The organism is Mycobacterium sp. 852014-52144_SCH5372336 (assembly GCF_001665615.1).
GTDB lineage: Bacteria > Actinomycetota > Actinomycetes > Mycobacteriales > Mycobacteriaceae > Mycobacterium > Mycobacterium neumannii_A.
The window spans coordinates 36,495-56,426 of record NZ_LZSW01000047.1 but is presented as its reverse complement, the minus strand read 5'-3'; the positions used below and the strand labels follow the sequence as shown (position 1 = coordinate 56,426).

General features: G+C 67.5%; 20 protein-coding genes. 14 read left to right on the top strand and 6 right to left on the bottom strand.

What is annotated here, in order from left to right:
* Nucleotides 1-30 precede the first annotated feature (30 nt).
* Nucleotides 31-900 carry a DUF4436 family protein gene (locus A5759_RS10840; RefSeq protein ID WP_068197309.1) on the top strand — a complete coding sequence of 290 codons (870 nt, stop codon included), beginning with the start codon at nucleotides 31-33 and terminating at the stop codon, nucleotides 898-900.
* Here the strand turns inward: A5759_RS10840 and A5759_RS10835 are convergent, their stop codons facing one another.
* A complete protein-coding gene (locus tag A5759_RS10835; RefSeq protein ID WP_068197308.1) occupies nucleotides 901-1,695 on the bottom strand; it encodes an SDR family NAD(P)-dependent oxidoreductase in 795 nt (264 codons plus the stop codon).
* Between the two features lie 126 nt (nucleotides 1,696-1,821).
* Nucleotides 1,822-3,003: a thiolase family protein gene (locus A5759_RS10830; RefSeq protein ID WP_068197304.1), complete on the bottom strand. Its 1,182-nt coding sequence runs from the start codon at nucleotides 3,001-3,003 to the stop codon at nucleotides 1,822-1,824.
* Nucleotides 3,004-3,097: 94 nt separating this feature from the next.
* Here A5759_RS10830 and A5759_RS10825 point away from each other — a divergent pair, with 94 nt between their 5' ends.
* From A5759_RS10825 to A5759_RS10810, 4 genes are all read left to right on the top strand, one after another.
* Nucleotides 3,098-3,565 carry a helix-turn-helix domain-containing protein gene (locus A5759_RS10825; RefSeq protein ID WP_068197301.1) on the top strand — a complete coding sequence of 156 codons (468 nt, stop codon included), beginning with the start codon at nucleotides 3,098-3,100 and terminating at the stop codon, nucleotides 3,563-3,565.
* A 64-nt stretch (nucleotides 3,566-3,629) separates the two neighbouring features.
* Nucleotides 3,630-6,290, top strand: a complete 2,661-nt coding sequence (locus A5759_RS10820; protein ID WP_068197299.1) for a circularly permuted type 2 ATP-grasp protein — start codon at nucleotides 3,630-3,632, stop codon at nucleotides 6,288-6,290.
* Between the two features lie 53 nt (nucleotides 6,291-6,343).
* Nucleotides 6,344-7,219, top strand: coding sequence for a transglutaminase family protein (locus A5759_RS10815; protein ID WP_082962074.1), 876 nt, complete (start codon nucleotides 6,344-6,346; stop codon nucleotides 7,217-7,219).
* A complete protein-coding gene (locus A5759_RS10810) occupies nucleotides 7,212-8,240 on the top strand; it encodes a putative zinc-binding metallopeptidase (RefSeq protein WP_068197292.1) in 1,029 nt (342 codons plus the stop codon). Before A5759_RS10815 ends, A5759_RS10810 begins: the two co-directional genes overlap by 8 nt.
* A 95-nt stretch (nucleotides 8,241-8,335) precedes the next feature.
* On the opposite strand, the gene A5759_RS10805 is transcribed toward A5759_RS10810, so the two are convergent.
* Nucleotides 8,336-8,821, bottom strand: coding sequence for a nuclear transport factor 2 family protein (locus A5759_RS10805; RefSeq protein ID WP_068197289.1), 486 nt, complete (start codon nucleotides 8,819-8,821; stop codon nucleotides 8,336-8,338).
* Nucleotides 8,818-9,618 carry an SDR family oxidoreductase gene (locus tag A5759_RS10800; RefSeq protein WP_068197286.1) on the bottom strand — a complete coding sequence of 267 codons (801 nt, stop codon included), beginning with the start codon at nucleotides 9,616-9,618 and terminating at the stop codon, nucleotides 8,818-8,820. The genes A5759_RS10805 and A5759_RS10800 overlap by 4 nt, the downstream gene beginning before the upstream one ends.
* Nucleotides 9,619-9,740: 122 nt before the next feature.
* Between A5759_RS10800 and A5759_RS10795 the strand changes: the two genes are divergently transcribed.
* The 4 genes from A5759_RS10795 to A5759_RS10780 all read left to right on the top strand — a co-directional run bounded on the left by A5759_RS10795 (nucleotide 9,741) and on the right by A5759_RS10780 (nucleotide 12,858).
* Nucleotides 9,741-10,589 (top strand): DUF3097 domain-containing protein, encoded by an 849-nt coding sequence (locus A5759_RS10795; RefSeq protein WP_068198244.1) that lies wholly within the window; start codon nucleotides 9,741-9,743, stop codon nucleotides 10,587-10,589.
* A gap of 20 nt (nucleotides 10,590-10,609) precedes the next feature.
* Nucleotides 10,610-11,938 carry a replication-associated recombination protein A gene (locus A5759_RS10790; protein ID WP_068197283.1) on the top strand — a complete coding sequence of 443 codons (1,329 nt, stop codon included), beginning with the start codon at nucleotides 10,610-10,612 and terminating at the stop codon, nucleotides 11,936-11,938.
* A 122-nt stretch (nucleotides 11,939-12,060) separates the two neighbouring features.
* Complete coding sequence (locus tag A5759_RS10785) at nucleotides 12,061-12,366, top strand: helix-turn-helix transcriptional regulator (RefSeq protein WP_068198241.1); 306 nt, start codon at nucleotides 12,061-12,063, stop codon at nucleotides 12,364-12,366.
* A gap of 18 nt (nucleotides 12,367-12,384) precedes the next feature.
* Nucleotides 12,385-12,858, top strand: a complete 474-nt coding sequence (locus A5759_RS10780) for an SRPBCC family protein (protein WP_068197281.1) — start codon at nucleotides 12,385-12,387, stop codon at nucleotides 12,856-12,858.
* Between the two features lie 67 nt (nucleotides 12,859-12,925).
* Here the strand turns inward: A5759_RS10780 and A5759_RS10775 are convergent, their stop codons facing one another.
* Nucleotides 12,926-13,234, bottom strand: coding sequence for a GlsB/YeaQ/YmgE family stress response membrane protein (locus A5759_RS10775; RefSeq protein WP_064395413.1), 309 nt, complete (start codon nucleotides 13,232-13,234; stop codon nucleotides 12,926-12,928).
* Between the two features lie 79 nt (nucleotides 13,235-13,313).
* Entirely contained in the window at nucleotides 13,314-13,934 is a 621-nt protein-coding gene (locus tag A5759_RS10770) for a hypothetical protein (protein WP_068197278.1), read from the bottom strand.
* Nucleotides 13,935-14,053: 119 nt separating this feature from the next.
* On the opposite strand from A5759_RS10770, the gene A5759_RS10765 reads away from it, so the two are divergent.
* The 5 genes from A5759_RS10765 to A5759_RS10745 all read left to right on the top strand — a co-directional run bounded on the left by A5759_RS10765 (nucleotide 14,054) and on the right by A5759_RS10745 (nucleotide 19,922).
* Entirely contained in the window at nucleotides 14,054-14,455 is a 402-nt protein-coding gene (locus A5759_RS10765; protein WP_066841321.1) for a secondary thiamine-phosphate synthase enzyme YjbQ, read from the top strand.
* Between the two features lie 147 nt (nucleotides 14,456-14,602).
* Entirely contained in the window at nucleotides 14,603-17,305 is a 2,703-nt protein-coding gene (gene alaS / locus A5759_RS10760) for an alanine--tRNA ligase (protein ID WP_068197276.1), read from the top strand.
* Nucleotides 17,306-17,309: 4 nt separating this feature from the next.
* Nucleotides 17,310-17,891, top strand: a complete 582-nt coding sequence (gene ruvX / locus A5759_RS10755; RefSeq protein ID WP_066841319.1) for a Holliday junction resolvase RuvX — start codon at nucleotides 17,310-17,312, stop codon at nucleotides 17,889-17,891.
* A complete protein-coding gene (gene mltG, locus A5759_RS10750; protein WP_068197273.1) occupies nucleotides 17,884-19,125 on the top strand; it encodes an endolytic transglycosylase MltG in 1,242 nt (413 codons plus the stop codon). Before ruvX ends, mltG begins: the two co-directional genes overlap by 8 nt.
* Entirely contained in the window at nucleotides 19,122-19,922 is an 801-nt protein-coding gene (locus tag A5759_RS10745) for a shikimate dehydrogenase (RefSeq protein ID WP_068197271.1), read from the top strand. Before mltG ends, A5759_RS10745 begins: the two co-directional genes overlap by 4 nt.
* Nucleotides 19,923-19,932: the final 10 nt, after the last annotated feature.

Sequence of the window (19,932 nt, the reverse complement as noted above, 5' to 3'; positions counted from 1 at the left end):
GTTCGGCGCGACTGAGGCTACGATCCGCGCGTGACAGGTGCGGCGCCATCAGGCACGCCCAGGCGGCGACGGGTCACCGTCGTGACGACGGTCGTGGCGGTGATGGCTGTCTACGTCGGATCCCTCTTCGGATATGCGTTGTTGGAGCCGCGGCCTCGCAACTTCGAATTCTCGGAGCCGTCGGTCACCGGTGAATCCGTCGTCATCGTCCGCTTGCGGCAGATGGACGCGATCCAGAACCGCCTGGCGGTCGACGTTCTCATACACCCGGGCCCCAACCTGCAGGAGTACGAGCCCGCCGATTTCACGGTCCGGTTGAGTTCATGGACCGCTTCCGGCGAGTTGATCTATGTGCACGGCGACCTGTCTGTCAGTGAATCGGCCACCCACCTCGTCGCGGTCGGCGACCCCGACGACTGGCCGTTCGACAAGTTCACCACCGACACCATCGGCGTGGAGGCCTTTGCGGGCTACGGTGCCGAACAACGCCGCATCCCGGCGGGAATCGTCGCGGCGGGGCAGATCAACGGATGGGACTTTCGTGCCCAGAACGGCACCATCGATTCGGCGCCGGACCCGATTCCGACCGTACGTTTCACCATGGAGCGCACCAGGGGAGCGCTCGCGTTCGACGTCGGGGTGTTGCTGGTGCTGCTGGCACTGCCTGCGGCGGCGTTGTTCGTGGCGATCGAGACGGTGCTGGGCCGCCGAAAGTTCCTGCCTCCGTTGACGACCTGGTTCGCGGCGATGTTGTTCGCAGTGGTGCCGCTTCGCAACCTGTTGCCCGGCGCGCCGCCGGCGGGCGCCTGGATCGATCTGGCGGTGGTGCTGTGGGTGCTGATCGCGTTGGCGGCGGCGATGGTGCTGTACGTCGTCGCGTGGTGGCGACAGCGGGACTGATCAGCGCGGCCAGTCGCAGCCGGTGAGTTCGGCCGACGCGTCCCACAGTCGGCGGGCCGTCGCCGGATCGACGGCCTTGCGTCGCAACCGGGTGACCTTGGGCCTTCCGAGCTGATTGAACCGCGGCGCCAGATAGGTCCCGCTGGGCAGGTCGGTCGTCACCGCCTGCAAGGTGGCACGGGCGCCCTGGGCGGGGGTGTGCATCAGGCGCCGAATCCGTTGATGCTCGCCCATTCCGAGCGATCGGGTGATGTCGGTGTCGGTGGCGCCCGGGTCGGTGGCATACGCGCGCACACCTTGGTTCGCCAACTCGGCGACGAACAGCAGGTTGGCTAATTTGGACTCGCCGTAGGCGCTCCACTTCGAGTACTTTCGGCGCTGCCAGTTCAGGTCGGCGAGATGCAAAGTGGCGAACAGATAGGTCGCGCTCGCCACCGAGATCACCCGGTCGGTGATCCGGTCGGCCAGCAGCGACGTCAACGCGAAGTGGCCGAGATGGTTGATGCCGATGTGGGATTCGAAACCGTCGGCCGTGCGCGTCAGCGGCATGCCCATCACGCCGGCGTTGTTCACCAGCACGTCAACGGATTCGACGGAGTCGGCGAACGCGCGCACGCTGGCCAGGTCGGCGAGATCGAGGGCGCCCACCTCGACGTCACCGGTGATCTCGGCCGCCGCGCGGCGCCCCTTGTCGACATCGCGACAGGCAATCAGCACGCTATGGCCATCGGCCGCGAGAGCCGCCGCCGTGGCCTTGCCGACACCGCTGTTACCGCCCGTCACTATCACCCGCATGGTCGTCGATTATGCGGATGCGGGATACGTCAGGAATACCGGCGTCCGCCGGTCGAGCTCGCCAGGGCGTGACTTCGGTGTAGTTGGGCGCGGTCAGCGCGACCAACTACACCGAAGTCGTCCGGTTCAGAGGCGTTCGATGATCGTGGCGTTGGCCATCCCGCCGCCCTCACACATCGTCTGCAACGCATACCGTCCGCCGCGCTGCTCCAATGCGTTCACGAGAGTCGTCATGATGCGCGCGCCGCTGGCACCCAGGGGGTGACCGATCGCGATCGCGCCGCCGTTGACGTTCGTCTTGGCGAGATCGGCTCCGGTGTCGTGTGCCCACGCCAGGACGACGGGCGCGAACGCCTCGTTGACCTCAAATAGGTCGATGTCGGCGAGGGTGAGGCCGGCGCGCTGCAGCACCTTCTCCGTCGCTGGGATGACACCGGTCAGCATGTAGAGCGGGTCAGAGCCGACGACGGTCATCGAGTGGATCCGGGCCAGCGGCTGCAAACCTAAATTCGCGGCCACCTCGCTGGTGGTGATCAGCACCGCGGCGCTGCCATCGGACAGTGGCGACGAGTTGCCCGGGGTGATCCCCCAGCCGATCTGCGGGAACCGCTGCTCGTAGGCCGGGTTGTAGAACGCCGGCTTCAGCACGGCCAGCGTGTCGACGGTCGTGCCCGGCCGGATGATCTCATCGGTGGTCAGACCGGCGATCGGGATCAGTTCATTGTCGAAGCGGCCCTCTTTGGTCGCGGTCGCGGCCTTCTCATGGCTGCCCGCCGAGAACTCGTCGAGCTGCTGACGCGACAGACCCCACTTGGCGGCGATCAACTCAGCGCTGATGCCCTGGGGCACAAGTCCTTCGGGGTAGCGCTGCGCCATCGCGCCGAATGGGTCACTGCCGGGTAGCACGCTCGAACCCATCGGAGCCCGCGACATCGATTCCACCCCGGCGGCGACGACGATGTCGTAGGCGCCCGAGATGACGCCCTGGGCGGCGAAGTGGATGGCCTGCTGGCTGCTGCCGCACTGCCGGTCGACCGTCGTACCCGGTACCGATTCGGGGAATCCCGCGCCGAGTAGCGCGTTGCGCGCGATGTTGACCGCCTGGTCGCCGACCTGGGTGACCGCCCCGGCGATGACATCGTCGATCTGTACCGGGTCGATGCCTGTCCTGGCCACCAGTTCCTTCAGACTGTGGGCGAGCAGGTCCACGGGCAGCACGTCGTGCAGCGCCCCATTCTGCTTGCCTTTGCCGATCGGTGTGCGAACCGCTCCGACGATGACGGCGTCCCGACCTGAGAATCCCGACATTGCTGCCTCCTGCCCTCCACGCTGAGTGAACTTGTCTATACTCAGCTATACCAGCTAGGTATAGGTAGAACAACTCAGGGGTAGGGTGAATTCCATGACAGTTCTGCAGGGGAGGCTGGCCGACCGGGACGCCTGGTCGGCGGTCGGGGAGTGCCCGATCGAGAAGACGATGGCGGTGCTGGGCACCAAGTCGGCGATGCTCATCATGCGCGAGGCTTATTACGGCACCACCCGCTTCGAAGACTTCTGGCGCCGGGTCGGCATCACCAAAGCCGCCGCGGCGGCCCGGCTTTCGGACCTGGTCGAGGCCGGTCTGCTGGAGCGGCAGCCCTATAAGGAGCCGGGCCAGCGCAGCCGCGACGAGTACGTCCTCACTGAGGCCGGCCGGGAGTTCATGCCGGTGGTCTGGGCGATGTTCGAGTGGGGCCGGCGCCATCTGCCCAACCGCACGCCGTTGCGCCTTGCGCACCGGGGGTGTGGCGCCGAGGCCACCGTCGAAATTCGGTGCGCCGACGGTCACCGCGTACCGCCGGAGGAACTGGCGGTACGGCTGAAGCGATGAGCATCGATCGCCGGCACAGCGCACTGCGCCGCATCCCGGGCTGACCGGATACCGTTCTGCACTGATGGCACTACCGGCACCGAACGTCCCTGACGACCTGCTGGGCAGGTACCGCACCGCACGCATTCAGCAGGCGCTGTTCGACGTGCGACCGGGCGCAGGCAGCGGCTACGACGAGTTCGTCGACGCCGCAGGCGAAGTCCGCCTGGGGTGGCAGGACCTGGCCGACTGCGTCGCCGAGCGCGGCCGCCCCGGTCTGGCGCAGCTGCGTGAGGTGGTGCGCAGCCTGGTCGACAACGACGGCATCACCTATGTTCGGGTCGACGGGCGCGGTTCGGTGGTCGGTCAAACCGGCCCGAACGGTCACGAGCCCACCGAACCCGGGCCATGGCATCTCGACGCGCTGCCCCTTGTGGTCTCGGCCGACGAGTGGAACGTGCTGGAATCCGGTCTGTTGCAGCGCTCCAGACTTCTCGACGCGGTCCTTACCGACCTGTATGGGCCTCAGCTGTCGATCACCAGCGGCGTGCTGCCGGCCCAGCTTCTCTTCGCCCATCCTGGCTACGTGCGGGCCGCGCGAGGCATCGACGTCCCCGGCCGCCACCAACTGTTCCTGCACGGCTGCGACGTCAGCCGCGTCGCCGACGGCGACTTCCTCGTCAACGCCGACTGGACACAGGCACCCTCGGGGGCGGGTTACGCGCTGGCGGACCGGCGCGTCGTCGCGCATGCGGTTCCCGACCTCTACGAAAGGATCGGCCCGCGACCGGCGTCCCCGTGGGCCCAGGCGCTGCGACTGGCGCTCATCGACGCCGCTCCCGAGTCGGCCGAAGAACCCACTGTGGTGGTACTCAGCCCGGGCATCCACTCCGAGACCGCCTTCGACCAGGCGTACCTGGCAAGCGTGCTGGGCTTTCCGCTGGTGGAGAGCGACGACCTGGTCGTGCGTGACGGCAAGCTGTGGATGCGCTCGATGGGAACGCTCAAGCGTGTCGACGTCGTGCTGCGCCGGGTGGACGCGGACTTCGTCGATCCGCTGGATCTGCGTTCGGACTCACGAATCGGTGTCGTCGGCCTCGTCGAGGCGCTGCGCCGTGGCACGGTAGCGGTCGTCAACACGTTGGGCAGCGGTATCCTCGAAAGTCCCGGGCTGCAACGGTTTCTGCCCGAACTCTCGCAACAGCTGCTCGGCGAGGCACCGATGCTCGACACCGCGCCGATGTACTGGGGCGGTATCAGCACCGAACGCTCGCATCTTCTCGCCCACCTGTCGTCGCTGTTGATCAGACCGGTGACCGGCGGCCGTGGGATCGTCGGCCCCGCCCTGTCGGCCGATCAGCGCCGGCAGCTCACCGAGTGCATCGAAGCCACACCGTGGCAGTGGGTCGGCCAGGAGCTGCCCCAGTTCTCCTCTGCGCCAAGCCTTGTCGTATCCGGCAGCTTGTCGGCGACGAATGTCGGCATGCGCCTGTTCACCGTCGCTCAGCGCGGCGGCTATGCGCCCATGATCGGCGGCCTCGGCTATGTCCTGGCGCCGGGCGATGCGGCGTACACACTGAACACCGTTGCCGCCAAAGATGTCTGGGTTCGGGCACCGGAGCGGGTCACCGTGGAGCGGGTGCCGCCGGTCGAATTGCCCGCGGTCCGGCCGAGCCCGACGCGCGCGGTGAGCTCGCCGCGTGTACTGGCCGACATGTTCTGGGTGGGACGCTACGCCGAACGCGCCGAGCACATGGCGCGGCTGCTCACGGTGACCAGGGAGCGCTACCACGAATTTCATTACCGCCGAGACATGGACGGCAGCGAATGCGTGCCGGTGTTGCTGGCCGCGCTGGGCCACCAAACCGGTACCGACACCGGCGCCGGCGGCGACGACGCGGAGATGGTCGCCACCGCGCAGTCCACCCTGTGGTCGTTGACCGCAGACCGGTACCGCCCGGGATCGCTGGCCCAGTCCGTCGAACGCCTCGGCCTGCTCACCCGTTCGGTGCGCGACCAGATGTCCAACGACACCTGGATGGTGCTGGCCGCTGTGGAACGGGCGCTGCTTCATCCACCCGCGTCATCGGCCGGCCGTACCGCCAACGAGCCGCCCGATTCCCAGGCCGAGGGCGAGGCGTTTCTCACCGCGGCGGCCAGCCTGACCCTCGCGGGCATGCTGGCGCTGTCCGGTGTGGCGGCGGAATCGATGATCCGCGATGTCAGCTGGACGATGATGGACATCGGCAAGCGCATCGAACGCGGCCTGAACCTCACCGCGCTGCTGAGCGCGACGCTCACGATCGCCCGTAGCCCGGGCGCCGAGCAGACCATCACCGAATCGACTCTGGTGGTGTGCGAGTCGTCGGTCATCTACCGGCGCCGGATGCTCGGAAAGGTCAGCATGTCCGCGGTCGCCGACCTGGTGCTGTTCGACACCGACAACCCGCGCTCGCTGATCTACCAGCTGGAGCGGCTGCGCGCGGGCCTCAAGGCGTTGCCCGGGTCGTCGGGTTCGTCGCGGCCCGAGCGGATGGTCGACGAGATCGCCACGCGGCTACGGCGACTCGACCCCGACGGTCTCGAGGAGGTCGTGGACGGCAGGCGGGTCGAGTTGGCCGAGCTGCTCGACGGAATGCACGCGGATCTCCGTGAACTGGCGACCGTGATCACCGCGACCCATCTGTCGCTGCCTGGGGGCATGCAACACCTGTGGGGTCCGGACGAGCGGAGGCTGATGCCGTGAACGCGTTCCCGGACGGCCCGACTTCGTCTGCGGCCAGCCGCACCTACCGCATTATGCACCGCACCGTGTACCGCTACGCCGCCGATGTCACCAGTTCCTACGGCCGTGGCTTCCTCACCCCGCGGGACACCGAGCGTCAGCGCTGCCTGTCGCACGAGCTCGAGATCGATCCGCCGGCCGCGGACAGTTCCACCAGCCGCGACGTCTACGGCAACATCAGCTCGTATTTCCACGTAGCCGAACGCCACCGGACGCTGGCGGTGACCAGCCGGTCGGTGGTCGAAGTCGACCCACCGCCGCCCACGCTGTACGGGGCCGGTTCGGCGTTGGCGCCGTGGGAGATCGCCCGCCCGGTCGGCGTCGACGCCGCGTTGGCGACCGAGTTCACCCTCGACCTGCAGCCGCCGGAGATCACACCGGTCCTACGCGATTACGCGGCAGCCAGTTTCGAGCCGGAACGACCGTTGATCGACGCGCTGGGGGACCTGACGCACCGCATCTACTCCGATTTCACCTACCGCTCGGGATCGACGACGGTGTCCACTCAGGTCAGCGAGGTTTTGGCGGCACGCGAAGGGGTATGTCAGGACTTCGCACGGCTGGCCATCGCCTGCCTGCGCGCCAACGGGTTGGCCGCCAGTTATGTGTCGGGTTATCTGGCGACCGATCCGCCGCCCGGGAAGATACGGATGATCGGTATCGACGCGACCCACGCGTGGGCCGCCGTGTGGACACCGCAGAACCAGTGGTTGGGCCTCGATCCCACCAACGACCAGATGGTCGACGAGCGCTACATCACCGTCGGGTACGGCCGCGATTACGCCGACGTCCCGCCGTTGCGCGGCATCATCTACACCGAGTCGCAGAGCAGCGAGATCGACGTCTCCGTCGACGTCGAACCGTTCGAGGGAGGAGTGTTGCATGCGTGACTTCCTGTGCCCCAACTGCGGACAGCGCCTCGCGTTCGAGAACTCACTGTGCCTGTCGTGCAACCGGCCGCTGGGGTTCTCGCTCGACGACATGGCGTTGTTGGTCATCGCCACCGGCGACGAGCAGAACCACGCCGGCTTCGTCGACGGCGAGAAGTACCAGCTGTGCGCGAATATGCATCTGGCGGAATGCAACTGGCTGGTAGAGAAAGCTCCAGTCCACAAGCTGTGTGACGCATGCACCCTCACCCGCACCCGGCCGCAGGACTCCGACACCAAGGCGCTCGCGGCGTTCGCCGACGCCGAGCGCGCCAAGCGGCGGTTGTTGGCCGAACTGCACGAACTCAAGCTGCCGATCATCGGCCGCGACGAGGACCCCGACTACGGCCTGGCCTTCGACCTGTTGTCGAGCGAACATCAAAAGGTGTTCACCGGACACCAAAACGGTGTCATCACTTTGGATCTCGCCGAGGGCGACGACGTGCACCGCGAGCAGTTGCGCAAGGCGATGGACGAGCCGTACCGCACGCTGCTCGGCCACTTCCGCCACGAAGTCGGGCACTATTACTACTACCGCCTGGTCAGCGTGTCACCCGATTACGACGCCCGGTTCCGCGAGTTGTTCGGTGACCCCGACGCCGACTACCAGGCCGCTCTGGACCGTCATTACAACGACGGTCCGCCCGACAACTGGCAGAAGAGCTACGTCTCCTCCTACGCCACCATGCACCCGGCCGAGGACTGGGCGGAGACGTTCGCGCACTATCTGCACATCCGCGACACTCTCGACACCGCCGCCGCGTTCGGGGTGGCGCCTGCGGCGGCGACGTTCGAACGAAAGGTCCTGGGGCCGAGCAGCTTCGACGCCATCATCGAGATGTGGCTTCCGCTGTCGTGGGCGCTGAACATGCTCAACCGCTCGATGGGCAAGGAAGATCTCTACCCGTTCGTGCTGCCCGGCCCGGTGCTCGAGAAGATGCGGTTCATTCACACCGTCGTCGACGAGATCACCCAGCCCTGAACTCGCGCTCCCCACACATCTCCGCGAGCGGCCGTGTTTGCACACGACACGCCGCGACAATTTGACATTTCGCGGTCGCTCGCGCCGGTCGAGAGTCACCCCGATGTCGGACGTCCGGCCACGCCAGCCGTCAACAACTCGCGAGCCTCGACGCTGCCGTCGAGCTGTCGGGTCCGCCGCGCGACGATCAACCACCGCCCGTCGCTGCGGTGCAACCGGAAGTGGTTGGCGCCCGCGCGCGACACCGAGAAGCCGTCGTCGTGGCGCGTCACCAACAGCGACTCGCAGACCGCGACCGCGTCGTCGCCGTCGACCGTGACCACCGCGGGTCCCAAGAAGTGGCAGCATCCGCGACGGACCAAACCCTGGTGCGCGTCGGAGCGGACCATCGCCGCGACCTCGCCACGGCCCGCCATGTGCCAACCCTCGACGTCGTAGGTGCCGTCGTCGGCCCAAAGGTCCGCGGTCGCATCGGCTTCGCCGGCATCCACCAGGGGACCGTAGGACGCGATCAGCCGCTCGATCGCGCGCTCGTCCTCGAGGCGGGCAAGTCGCCGCTCAAGGTCCGCCAATTCGGTCATCGGGTTCCTTTCTCGCCCAGCAGCTTCTGCATGAACTCGTGCGTGCGCAGCACGACCTCGGCGCGGTCCGGGTCGTTGCGACGTGTGACGTCCTCGGCGTTACCGCCTGCCACATACACCGGCCCGTTCGCCAACTGCTCCAGACCTTCTCGCGCCACGTCGGCAGGATCGGCCACCCGCATACCGGGCATGTCGAAGTTCAGGCCCACCCGCTCCATGGCCGGTGTGCGGGTCACGCCGAGGACGAGTTCGAGCACATGGACGTCGTAGTCGCGCAGTTCGAGCCACAGGCTCTCGGCGAAGATCCGGCCGAACGCCTTCACCCCGCCGTAAACGGTGTGGCGCACGGAGCCCAGGTATCCCGCCATCGACCCCACCAACAGGATGCCGCCGCGGCGGCGGTCCCGCATCGGACGGCCGAAGTGCTGCACCATCGCGAGCATGGTGCCGATGTTCAGGTCGATCACCGTATGAAAGTCGGCGAGGTCAGCGTCGAGGAAGTGCTCGCTGCAGGTGTTGGCTCCGGCGTTGTAGATCAGCAGGCCGACCTCGACGTCACCGGTGACCGCCGCGGTGCACTCCAGCGCGTCGGGTGCGGTCAAGTCGACGGCGAGGGTTCGCACCGCAACGCCGCTGCGGCGACATGCTTCGGCCGTCTGCTCGAGCGGGTCGGGCTTGCGCGCGATCAGCACGAGGTTGATTCCGGCGTGGGCGAGCTGGTGGGCGAACTCGGCGCCGACGCCTTCGGAGCCGCCGGCGATCACCGCCCAGGGTCCGTATCGGAACAGATCGGTCACGCCCCGCATTGTCGCCGACGTGCCTCGCTCATCCGCGGGCAGACGTCGCAGTGGCAGACATCTCGGCGTGTCGCAACCTCATCGCATCGGGTGGGGGCGAGACGCGGCCCTACGATCGCCCGGTGGCTGATCGCTATGGCTCCGACATCCTGGCCAACAACCCTCACCCGCGCAGAGTCCGCTCCACTGAACAACCGGCCGAGATCGGGCTCGTCGTCGAGGACGCGCAGACGGGATTCGTCGGCGCCATCGTGCGGGTTGAGTACGGCCGCATGGAACTGGAAGACCGCAACGGACGGCGTAAGCCGTTTCCCGTCGGGCCGGGTTATTTGATCGACGGAAAGCCCGTCATCCTGACCGCTCCTCGCCGAACTGTACCCAAGACCACCCGAACGGCGTCGGGATCCGTTGCGGTGCACGGCGTCCGGGCGAAAGTCGCGTTGGCCAGCCGCATCTACGTCGAGGGCCGGCACGACGCCGAACTCGTCGAACAGGTCTGGGGCGACGATCTGCGGATCGAAGGCGTCGTCGTCGAACACCTCGGCGGCATCGACGATCTCGTCGCGATCGTCGAGGACTTCCGGCCCGGACCCGGCCGCCGGCTGGGCGTCCTCGTCGACCACCTGGTCGCGGGTTCGAAGGAGGCCCGCATCGCCGGTGAGGTCATGAACGCGGTCCGGCGCGGGCCCGGCGGCTCCCACACCTTGGTCGTCGGCCACCCGTTCATCGACATCTGGCAGGCCGTCAAACCTGAGCGGCTCGGCGTCGAGAAGTGGCCCGCGGTGCCGAGGGGCGTCGACTGGAAGACGGGCGTGTGCCGCGCGCTGGGCTGGCCGGCCGCCGGACAGGCCGACATCGCCAGGGCTTGGCAACGCATCCGCGGGCGGGTGCGGGACTGGAACGACCTCGAGCCCGCGCTGATCGGGCGGGTCGAGGAGCTGATCGACTTCGTGACGCAACCCGCGTCGTGACGGCGTGGTAAGCAGAAGGCGTGTCCGACGGTCTGTTCGACGTCCCCGGCGAGGCCCCAACGCCCGCGGCCGGGCCCGTAGGCGCGTCGGCGCCCTTGGCGGTGCGGATGCGTCCGGCGACCCTCGACGAGGTCGTCGGCCAGGACCACCTGCTGCAGCCCGGCTCTCCGCTGCGCCGAATGGTGGAGGGGTCGGGTGCGGCCTCGGTCATCCTCTACGGCCCGCCCGGTACCGGTAAGACCACGCTGGCGTCGCTGATCTCACAAGCCACCGGCCGACGATTCGAGGCGCTGTCGGCGCTGTCAGCGGGCGTCAAAGAGGTGCGCGCCGTGATCGACGTCGCCAGGCGTGCGGCCGCCTACGGCGAGCAGACCGTGCTGTTCATCGACGAGGTGCACCGATTCTCCAAGACGCAGCAGGACGCGCTGCTGTCCGCGGTCGAGAACCGCGTCGTCGCCTTGGTCGCTGCGACCACCGAGAACCCGTCGTTCTCGGTGGTGGCCCCGCTGCTCTCGCGGTCGCTGATCCTGCAGCTGCAGCCCCTCAATACCGACGCGGTGCGCACGCTGGTCCGCCGCGCCATCGACGACCCTCGGGGCCTCGCAGGCAGGGTGACCGTCACCGACGAGGCCGTCGAGCTTCTGGTTTCGTTATCTGCCGGCGACGCCCGCCGGGCGCTGACCGCGCTGGAGGTGGCCGCCGAAGCTGGCGAGGCCGTGACGGTCGAGACCATCGAGCAGTCGCTGGACAAGGCCGCCGTCCGCTACGACCGCGACGGGGATCAGCACTACGACGTGATCAGCGCGTTCATCAAGTCCGTGCGCGGGTCCGACGTCGACGCCGCACTGCACTATCTGTCCCGGATGCTGGTCGCGGGGGAGGACCCACGCTTCGTCGCGCGGCGGCTGATGATCCTGGCCAGCGAGGACATCGGCATGGCGGATCCGACGGCGTTGCAGACCGCGGTGGCCGCCGCTCAGACCGTGCAGTTGATCGGCATGCCAGAAGCGCAGCTCACGCTCGCCCACGCCACTGTCCATCTCGCGACGGCGCCCAAGTCGAACGCCGTGACCACCGCGCTCGGCGCGGCGATGGCCGACATCCGGGCGGGTAAGGCCGGGATGGTGCCGCCGCATCTGCGCGACGGTCACTACTCCGGCGCGGTGAAGCTGGGCAACGCAGTAGGCTACAGGTACAGCCATGATGACCCCGATGGTGTTGTGTCCCAACAGTATCCGCCCGATGAACTGGTCGGCGTCGACTACTACAAGCCGACCTCCCACGGTGCTGAGCGTGAGATCGCCAGTCGGCTCGACAAGCTGCGCGCGATCATCCGCCGCAAGCGCTGACTCCACCCTTGACACCCTTGCAAACCCGGTCTACCTTGGTATTCAATCATTAAGTTGATCAAGCATAGGGTTGATAATTGGAGTGTGATGACGATGCTGACTCCGCACTCGACCGCGCCTTCATGGCGCTGGCCGACCCCGTCCGGCGCGCCATCGTGGCGCGGCTTTCTCGGGGGCCGGCTACGGTCAACGAGCTCGCGGAGCCCTTCGACATCACGAAACAGGCGGTGTCCAAACACATTCAGGTGCTCGAGCAGGCGGGACTGGTCACCAGGACCCGCGAGGCTCAGCGCAGGCCAGTGCACCTGGACGCGGCCGCGCTCGAGCGGCTGACCGCATGGATCGACCGGTACCGGCTCGACGCCGAACGCAGTTATCGCCGGCTGGACACCCTGCTTCCTCAGATTTCACCGATGACCGACACCTGACGAGAAAGGAACCGACACATGCGTAACGCACTCGAAATCACGGCCCCCGTGGACACGCTGGCCATGGAGTTCACCCGGGAGTTCGACGCTCCCGTCGACGCTCTGTTCCGCGCGCACGCCGAGCCCGATCTGGTCAAGCAGTGGCTTGGCCCGCGCGGACTGGAGATGACGATCGAGGAGTGGTACTTCAACAGCCACGGCGGATACCGCTACGTGCACAAGGACCAGGGCGGCGCGTACAGCTTCAACGGCACGTTCCACACCGTCCGGGCGAACGAGTTCATCCTCCAGACGTTCGAGTTCGACGGGGGGCCGGATCAGGTCAACATCGAATACCTGTGGTTCGAGGATCTCGGCGGCGGCCGCAGCCGCTTGCGCGGCCGGTCGATCTGCCCGACCGTCGAGGCCCGCGACGCGCTGCTGGCCTCCGGTATGGAGGGCGGGATGACCGAGGGCTACGAGAAGCTCGACGAACTACTGAAGACGCTGTGACTGACCCTGTGACAGAAGCGATCCCGGCTGCCGGGGGGCGCAGCCGGGATCGTCTGGTTGGTTTTCGCTAGCGCAGGACGCCGCCGCGACGACCGCCCGTCACGCCGGTGCGCCTGCGTCCCATGAGCGCAGACACGAGCGCAACGCCGATCACGGCGACGACGACCTGACAAAGCAATTCGATCCAGTCGACGCCGGCGGTGGCGGTCGGCAGCCCGAGCGCATTTGCGAGCCACGTGCCGATCAGCGCCGAGACGATGCCCACGAGAACGGTCACGATGATGCCGATGGGCTGCCTGCCGGGCAGGATCAGGCGGGCGAGCACGCCGACCACTGCGCCGATGAGAATCGCGGTGATAACGCCGGTGACGGTCATGGTTCCTCCAGGGTCTCGGGGTGCAGCTGACATACCCCGACACCGACGTCAATAAACGGATCGGCGTGGCGGACCGGGATCAGACCATTTCCGGGATGCGGAGGTGGGCGAGGGCCAGATCGAATTCGCCCACGTCGACGATGTCGGCTCCCAATTCGCGCGTCCGGGCGTTTCGCAGTTCCCTGGCCTGGTCCCGGTTCTCCGCCATCGCGGCACGGCTGTCGAACGTCGCCGACGCCACGGCGCGGCCCGAATCCGGATTGATCAGGTAGCTGGCGCTGCAGAAGCCGTGCAGTGCCTCAAGGGCCGGCAGCACATCGGTCTTGAAGAACGCGATCGAGCGTGCGATGTGTTCGCGAGGCACTCTCAGCCAGGTGGCCCGGACGCAGGCGCCGTCGGCCGAGCGGTGATCGCGGTGCATGACGCCGATCTGCCACTGATCGACGGTCGCTTCACCGCCGAGGGCCTCGGCGGCGCGATCGCGCAGCGGTGCCGCCCGCTCGGTGCTCGCCCGCAGCGCGTCCTCGGAGTCCCATGCGCTGGTCGCGATGCAGTGGCCGGATTCTCGATCCACCAACAACGACAAGCCGACGAACCCGTCGACCCCTTCCAGCGCGGGCATGACCTCGGACCTGATGAACGCGATGCCGTCATCGATCGACGAAGGTCGTGCATGGATGGTGGTAGAGCGTGCGTACACGGCCCACCTCCTTTGCTCGGGGCAGCGCCCCAGCGGCGCCGCCGGACCACCTCTCAGCTTCCTCCTGGTAGGAGGTCGATTCAATGGACGATAGAAACGCGACTCGTACCCTCGATGAGGTGGATACCGACGTGATCGACATCGAGACCGGTCAGCGCCGCATCATCGACCTGACCGACGACGTCCGCTCGTTCTGCGGCCGCCGCGGCGACGGGTTGTGCAGCGTCTTCGTCCCGCACGCGACCGCGGGTGTGGCGATCATCGAAACGGGCGCGGGTTCTGACGACGATCTCGTCGACACCCTCGAGAACCTGCTCCCGCGCGACGATCGCTACCGGCACTCCCACGGCTCGCCGGGACATGGCGCCGACCATGTGCTGCCCGCCCTGGTGTCGCCGTCGGTGACCATCCCGGTGCAGAACGGGGAGCCGTTGCTCGGCACCTGGCAGAGCATCGTGCTCGTCGACCTCAACCGCGACAATCCGCAGCGCAAGGTCCGGCTGAGCTTCATCGACGCGTGACGTGACATCGGTGACACCAGACCGAGTCTGACCTGGGCACTGCCGACGCGGCCCGTTCGTTGTCTTTTCGGCGTGACAACCGCGACCGGTACTGTAGTGCGGTCGAATAGTCGCAGGTATCAGCGAAACTTCAAGGATGTATCAGACGTGCAGACACACGAGATCAGGACGCGTTTCCTCGATCACTTCGTGAAGGCGGGCCACACCGAGGTGCCGAGCGCCTCGGTGATACTGGACGACCCCAATCTGCTCTTCGTCAACGCCGGCATGGTCCAGTTCGTGCCCTACTTCCTGGGTCAGCAGGCCCCGCCGTGGAAGCGGGCCACCAGCATCCAAAAGTGCATCCGCACACCCGACATCGACGAGGTGGGCATCACCACCCGCCACAACACCTTCTTCCAGATGGCGGGCAACTTCTCGTTCGGCGACTACTTCAAGAAGGGCGCCATCGAGTTCGCGTGGACGCTGCTCACCAATCCGGTCGAACAAGGCGGTTACGGGCTCGACCCGCAGCGCCTGTGGGCCACGGTGTACATCGACGACGACGAGGCGATGGCCCTCTGGCAGGAGGTGGCAGGGCTGCCGGCCGAGCGCATCCAGCGTCGCGGGATGGCCGACAACTACTGGTCGATGGGCATCCCGGGGCCGTGCGGGCCGTCGTCGGAGATCTACTACGACCGGGGCCCCGAGTACGGCGTCGAGGGCGGCCCGATCGCCAACGAAGACCGCTACATCGAGATCTGGAACCTCGTCTTCATGCAGAACGAGCGCGGCGAGGGCACCTCCAAGGAGGACTTCGAGATCCTCGGCCCGCTGCCGCGCAAGAACATCGACACCGGCATGGGCGTCGAGCGGGTGGCGTGCCTGCTGCAAGGCGTGGACAACGTCTACGAGACCGACCTGCTGCGTCCGGCCATCGACCTGGTGGCCGCGCACGCGCCGCGCGGCTACGGGCAGGGCAGCCACACCGACGACGTGCGATACCGCATCATCGCCGACCACAGCCGCACGTCGGCGATCATCATCGGCGACGGTGTGAGCCCCGGCAACGAGGGCCGCGGATACGTGTTGCGCCGCCTGCTGCGCCGGATCATCCGCTCCGCGAAACTGCTCGGCGTCGAACAACCGATCATGGCCGACCTGATGACCACCGTGCGCGAAGCGATGGGCCCGTCGTATCCGGAACTGGTCGCCGACTTCGACCGCATCCAACGCATCGCCGTGGCCGAGGAGACCGCGTTCAACCGGACGCTGGCCTCCGGTTCCCGGCTGTTCGACGAGGCGGCCGGCGCCACAAAGGCCAAGGGGGCCACGGTGTTGTCCGGCTCCGATGCGTTCACGTTGCACGACACCTACGGGTTCCCGATCGAGCTCACGCTGGAGATGGCCGCCGAACACGGCCTGTCCGTCGACGAGGAAGGCTTCCGCGGTTTGATGGCGGAGCAGCGCCAACGCGCCAAGGCCGACGCCGCGGCGCGGAAGCAGGCGCACTCGGATCTGTCGGCGTACCGCGATCTCGTCGACGCGGGTCCGACCGAATTCACCGGATTCGACGAGTTGTCTTCCGAGGCACGGATTCTCGGTATCTTCGTCGATGGTGAGCGGGTGCCGGTCGTCTCGCACAACGGTTCCGGAGGAGGCCCGCCGCCGGACCGCGTCGAGTTGATCCTCGATCGCACCCCCTTCTACGCCGAGTCCGGCGGCCAGATCGCCGACGAGGGCACGATCAGCGGATCGGGCGCCTCCACCGCGGCCAAGGCGGCGGTCACCGACGTGCAGAAGATCGCGAAGACGTTGTGGTCGCATCGTGTCCGTGTGGAGTCCGGCGAGTTCGTCGAGGGCGACACCGTCGTCGCCGCGGTCGACCCGAAGTGGCGCCACGGCGCCACGCAGGGCCACTCCGGGACCCACATGGTGCACGCCGCGCTGCGGCAGGTGCTGGGGCCCAACGCCGTTCAGGCGGGCTCGTTGAACAGGCCCGGTTATCTGCGGTTCGACTTCAACTGGCAGGGACCGCTCTCCGAGGAACAACGCAGCCAGATAGAAGAGGTGACCAACGAGGCCGTCGAGGCCGACCACGAGGTCCACACGTTCACCACCGAGTTGGACAAGGCCAAGGCGATGGGCGCCATAGCGTTGTTCGGCGAGCAGTATCCCGAACAAGTTCGCGTGGTCGAGATCGGCGGACCTTTCTCGCTGGAGCTGTGCGGCGGCACCCACGTGCACAACTCTGCGCAGATCGGTCCGGTCACCCTTCTCGGTGAGTCGTCGGTCGGCTCGGGCGTGCGCCGGGTGGAGGCCTACGTCGGGCTCGAGTCCTTCCGCCACCTGGCTAAGGAACGGGCCTTGATGGCCGGGCTTGCGTCGACGCTGAAGGTGCCCTCCGACGAGGTGCCAGCGCGGGTGGCGAACCTGGTCGAGCGGCTGCGGGCGGCCGAGAAAGAGCTGGACCGGTTGCGTCTGGCCAATGCCCGCGCCGCGGCAGCCAATGCCGCCGCGGGCGCGGAACTTGTCGGTAAGGTCCGTCTCGTGGCGCAGCGCATGGCCAGTGGGATGTCGGCCGGTGATCTGCGCACGCTCGTCGGCGACGTCCGCGGCAAGCTCGGCAGCGATCCCGCCGTTGTCGCGCTGATCGCCGAGGGTGAGAACGACAGCGTGCCGTTTGTGGTTGCGGTCAACCCAGCCGCACAAGACCTCGGGTTCCGTGCCAACGATCTGGTGAAGACGCTGGGTGCGGCCGTCAATGGTCGCGGCGGCGGAAAACCCGATCTGGCACAGGGTTCGGGCAAGGGGGCGGCAGGAATCGACGCGGCGCTGGCGGCGCTCCGCGCAGAGATCGACCGAGGCTAGCGGCGTGAATTCCACACCGACGGGCGACGATCCGCACTCGCGGGGGGACTCAGGCGACCGTCGACCGGATCGGCCTGGACATTTGCTGAACCCGCCGGATCCGGGGCGCGGCCGCCGGATCGGCATCGACGTCGGCAGTGTGCGGATCGGCGTGGCCGCCAGCGATCCGGACGGCATCCTGGCCACGCCTGTCGAGACCGTTCGTCGCGACCGCACCGACCGGCACATCCGCAGGCTCACCGGTTTGGTCAAGGACCTCGATGTGGTGGAGGTCGTGGTGGGGTTGCCCCGCACGCTCGCCGATCGATCGGGGACCTCGGCTCAGGACGCCGTTGCGTTGGCCGATGCGTTGGCCGCACGGATCGCGCCCACACCGGTGCGACTCGCCGATGAACGACTTACTACGGTGGTGGCGCAACGCTCGCTGCGGGATGCCGGTGTCCGCGCCAGAGGGCAGCGCTCGGTGATCGACCAAGCGGCGGCGGTGGGCATTCTGCAGAACTGGTTGGACCAGCGGCGCGAAGCGGCGCGCACGCAAGGAGCGGATGAGCACGTTGCCGCGCATGGAGAGGTCGGGGATGACTAACCATTGGGGCGCCGAGCGGGCCGAACCTGTTGCGGTGGGCCCGCCGCGGCGCCGGATGACCCGCGCGGAGCGGATCCGCGCGGCGCGCAGCCGGCGCAAGCGCCGCTTGGCAAGTGGCTTGGCCGTCGGCCTGCTGATCGTGGTCGTCATCGGCGCGGTGTTCCTGGGTTCGAAGTTGTGGCACTCACTGTTCGGCGGTAACGACTTCAGCGGCGACGGTGTCGCTGACGTCGTGATCCAGGTGCATGACGGCGACTCGACGACCGCGATCGGCAAGACGTTGCAGGAGCACAACATCGTCGCGACCGCCAGCGTGTTCGTCGACGCCGCAGAAGGCAACGAAGCGATATCGGCGATTCAACCGGGCTTCTATAAGATGCGGACCGAGATTCCGGCCGCTAACGCCGTTGCGCGGCTTTCGGATCCGAAGAACCGGGTCGGCAAGCTGACGATTCCCGAAGGGCGCCAGCTCGACGATGTGCGTGATGTCAAGACCAACGCGGTCACCGAGGGCATCCTCACCCTGATTTCGCGAGCGACGTGTGTCGACCTCGACGGTGAGCGCCACTGTGTGGCCGCCGACGCGCTGAAGAACGTGGCCGCGACGGCGGCGCCGGCGTCGCTCGGTGTGGCCGACTGGGCCGTCGGCCCCGTCCAGGCGATGGGTGACGACCATCGCCGCCTCGAGGGGCTGATTGCCGCGGGGACGTGGAACATCGACCCGTCGGCACAGCCGCAAGAGATCTTGGCCAATCTGATCTCCACCAGCGCAACCCAATACGCCAACGGTGGACTGCTCGAAACGGCCGCGGCCATGGACATGTCGCCCTACGAGATCCTGATCGTCGGCTCCCTGGTGCAGCGGGAGTCGACACCGGAGGACTTTGCGAAGGTGGCGCGCGTCATCTACAACCGGCTGGCGGAGAACCGCACGCTCGAGTTCGACTCGACGGTGAACTATCCGCTCGACCGCATCGAGGTGGCCACCACCGACGCCGACCGCGCCCAGCGCAACGACTGGAACACCTATGTGCGCCCCGGCCTTCCGGCGACACCGATTTGTTCGCCGAGCACCGCGGCGTTGACCGCTGCGGAGAACCCTGCGCCAGGGGACTGGCTGTACTTCGTCACCATCGACATGCAGGGCACGACGTTGTTCACCCGGGACTACCCGCAACACCTCGCGAACATCGAGCTCGCCAAGCGCAACGGTGTGCTCGACTCCGCGCGGTGAGCGCGGGGCGTAAAGCGGCGGTGCTCGGTTCGCCGATCGCGCATTCGCGTTCCCCGCAGTTGCATCTCGCGGCGTACCGGGCGCTGGGCCTGCCCGACTGGACCTATGAGCGCATCGAGTGCACGGCCGAACAGCTGCCGAACCTGGTGGGTGGGCTCGGATCGGAGTGGGTCGGCTTGTCGGTCACCATGCCCGGTAAGTTCGCCGCGCTGGAGGTCGCCGACGAGCGCACGGCGCGCGCAGAACTGGTCGGGTCGGCTAACACGCTGGTGCGCACCGATATTGGCTGGCGGGCCGACAACACCGACATCGACGGGGTGAGCGGCGCCCTCGGCGAGGCGCCCGCCCAACACGGTGTGGTCATCGGGTCAGGCGGCACGGCGCCCGCGGCCATCGTCGCGCTCGCGGAACGCGGCGTCGCCCGGATCACCGTGATCGCGCGTAATCCGGACAAGGCCGGTCCGCTGGTGGATCTGGCGACGCGGGTCGGCGCCGAGGCGCGATGGGCCGACATCGACGGAAGCGGCCTGGCAGCGGCGGCGGCCGACGCGGATCTGATGATCAACACAATTCCGGCGGACGTCGCCGCGGCGTATACCCCCGCACTGGCCGTCGTCCCGCTGCTGCTCGATGCGATCTACGATCCCTGGCCGACCCCGCTGGCCACCGCGGTGCAGAACGCCGGTGGACAGGTGATCAGCGGCCTGCAGATGCTGTTGCACCAGGCGTTCGCGCAGGTCGAACTCTTCACCGGGATGCCGGCGCCGAAAGAGGCGATGGCCGCGGCGCTCGACTGACCCGGTGTGC